Below are 2,196 nucleotides of genomic sequence, written 5' to 3' on the forward strand. Positions count from 1 at the left end.
AGCCCAAGGTACATTACCTGTTGCTATTCCCTCTGGTAAAGCACATATAACTGAATATGAATGGCCAATACTAATGGGTTTATTTCCTTTAATTGGATTAGGATAATGGATAAAGGTTTTGTCTGCTAATGTAGCTGAAAAAGGACGGGGACAAGGAGTTGTATCAATTCCAAATAAATGAAAATGTCGGGAAACTGGAGTAGGAATTGTTTGAGATGCAGCCTCTAATAAGTAATTAACTTGTTGTGAGTAATTATGATCATTTTGAGCGGGTAAAAATTCTTGAATTCCTTTATATAAACTGTTATAATCTCGTCGAAATAAAGGATGTTCAGACAATTCTACTACCGAACTTGCGATTTGGTTTGATGAGAGGGCATCTACTAATTCTGTGACAGTTTCTTTTCTAGCATTAACTCCATGATATAAGTTTTCCCTCCAGTATAAGAACTCCTTGATGGACTGACTGTTTTCTTGATTTTTCATGGTTGTGAATAATACACCTCTGAATATTAGTGTATATTTTACGCTAACCTAGATGCTTTCTTAACTATTCAGTCTTATGTCTACACCAATATCCAAGCACACCACTCAATCAGCAGCCATTAGAGGGAAACAAATTCAGAGTTTAATCCGTAAGATGAAGCAGAAAATTAAGAAAATTGAACGAGAAGGAGAGGTGATTCCTCGTGATTGTCATATCATTCGTTATCAAGTCAATAGAAATCAGAAACTGTACTATTATTATAAATTACAATCTACTTCACCGATTTTTCCTATGGCTACTGATAGTCAGAAAAAAACTAAATATAAGTATTTAGGAAAAGGGGGAAGTGAAGCTCATATTGATGCAGTTGAAAAAATGACTCGAAGGAATCTTATTGATGAGTTGGAGAGAGTTGTTCATTCCCTTCAAGAAAGTTATTTAGATATTTGTTTTGGTGGAGAAATTGAACCAGACCCATCCTATGATCTTCAGGATGATAAATAATGTGAGAAACGAAGATAATTCCAGATTTGATTTCTAATACAATCACCGATTAGTTAGTGTAATACTTACGCTAACCACTTTTTCTTTTTGTCCAAAGTCCAATTAACTGGAAAAAAGCACAATTGAAGATAGCTAGACTGCATGGAAAAGTAGCAAATATCCGTAAAGACGCACTTCATAAATTGACAACATACTTAGCCAAGAACCACGGCAGTGTTGTCATAGAAGATTTGAATGTAAGTGGAATGTTGCGCAATCATAGGCTAGCAAAGTCTATAGCAGACCAAGGATTTTATGAATTTAGACGACAGCTAGAATATAAGTGTCAATGGTATGGCTCTGAGCTAGTAATAGTGGACAGATTTTTCCCATCGTCAAAGACTTGCTCTAACTGTGGTCATGTTCAGGATATGCCTTTGCACCTGAGAACTTATGATTGCCCAGAATGTGGTAGGTCAATAGATAGAGATTTAAACGCCAGTATTAATTTGAGAGATGCGGTCGGCTCGACCGTGAATGCCTGTGGATGAGTAACCGCCGACGGTCTCAGTAGAAGCAGGAAGTAAACATCAAATTGTAACGTTATGTGACGCTTTGTATCGGTTTTATAGAGCAGAAAATTGTTTTTGTTCTTCACGAGCGCGAGTAAGTACATTTGGGTTTTGAGTTACTAATAGACAGAAAGAGGCGATCGCTGAAGTTAATGTCTCGTGACCAGCAAACAGCAATAACAATATTTGGTCTTTCAATTCATCTAAAGGTAAAGCATTTCCATCTTCATCCCGCGCTTGCAAGAGTATTCCCAAGGCATCCTCACCCAAGTTTTGTTGTTGCTGTCGTTGCAAAACTATTTCTTCAATGTATTGGAGTAATTTTTGCCGACAACGCAGTGATTTTCCAAATCTTGTCCAAGGTAGTGATAGGGGAATGGAAAATAAACCTTTTACCCACTCTTCAAATAAACTGGCTAATTTTGTTTGGGAACCCCCATCACTACCCATAAATAAATGACTAGTGCAGGATGGCAGAAATAAGTGACCAGTAGAAGCAATGCCTTCTTCCTGAGATAGAATACTCAGAAGTGTGATCGCGATCGTAAAATAAATGGTCAATAGCCAAGCTAAAAATGATCGGCATTGAGTTGGATCCTTGAGTCAGTATGACCATGAATCTGAATCTGGTTAATCATCCTCTGAAAACCCCTG

Annotated in this window: 3 protein-coding genes and 1 pseudogene; 2 read left to right on the forward strand and 2 right to left on the reverse strand. The window is 37.3% G+C overall.

Translation table 11 applies throughout. The annotated features are described in order from the left end of the window. The coding region (locus F6K06_RS33385) for a transposase (RefSeq protein WP_287290157.1) at nucleotides 1-486 on the reverse strand (486 nt) is incomplete at its 3' end. Between the two features lie 76 nt (nucleotides 487-562). Here F6K06_RS33385 and F6K06_RS33390 point away from each other — a divergent pair. Both F6K06_RS33390 and F6K06_RS33395 read left to right on the forward strand, forming a co-directional pair. Next, entirely contained in the window at nucleotides 563-991 is a 429-nt protein-coding gene (locus F6K06_RS33390) for a hypothetical protein (RefSeq protein WP_124144771.1), read from the forward strand. An 89-nt stretch (nucleotides 992-1,080) separates the two neighbouring features. Then, a pseudogene (locus F6K06_RS33395) lies at nucleotides 1,081-1,521 on the forward strand (RNA-guided endonuclease InsQ/TnpB family protein); the annotation flags it as partial. 75 nt (nucleotides 1,522-1,596) lie between these two features. Here the strand turns inward: F6K06_RS33395 and F6K06_RS33400 are convergent. Further along, the gene (locus tag F6K06_RS33400) at nucleotides 1,597-2,103 is read right to left on the reverse strand and encodes a cytochrome P450 (RefSeq protein WP_287323407.1); all 507 of its coding nucleotides are present in this window, start codon (nucleotides 2,101-2,103) and stop codon (nucleotides 1,597-1,599) included. Nucleotides 2,104-2,196 lie beyond the last annotated feature (93 nt).

It is taken from the genome of Okeania sp. SIO1H4 (assembly GCF_010672695.1).
GTDB classification, from domain to species: domain Bacteria; phylum Cyanobacteriota; class Cyanobacteriia; order Cyanobacteriales; family Microcoleaceae; genus Okeania; species Okeania hirsuta.

Excerpts from the sequence above, each read along its gene's own strand:
- F6K06_RS33390 (WP_124144771.1), top strand. The coding sequence starts at position 563 with ATGTCTACACCAATATCCAAGCACACCACTCAATCAGCAGCCATTAGA.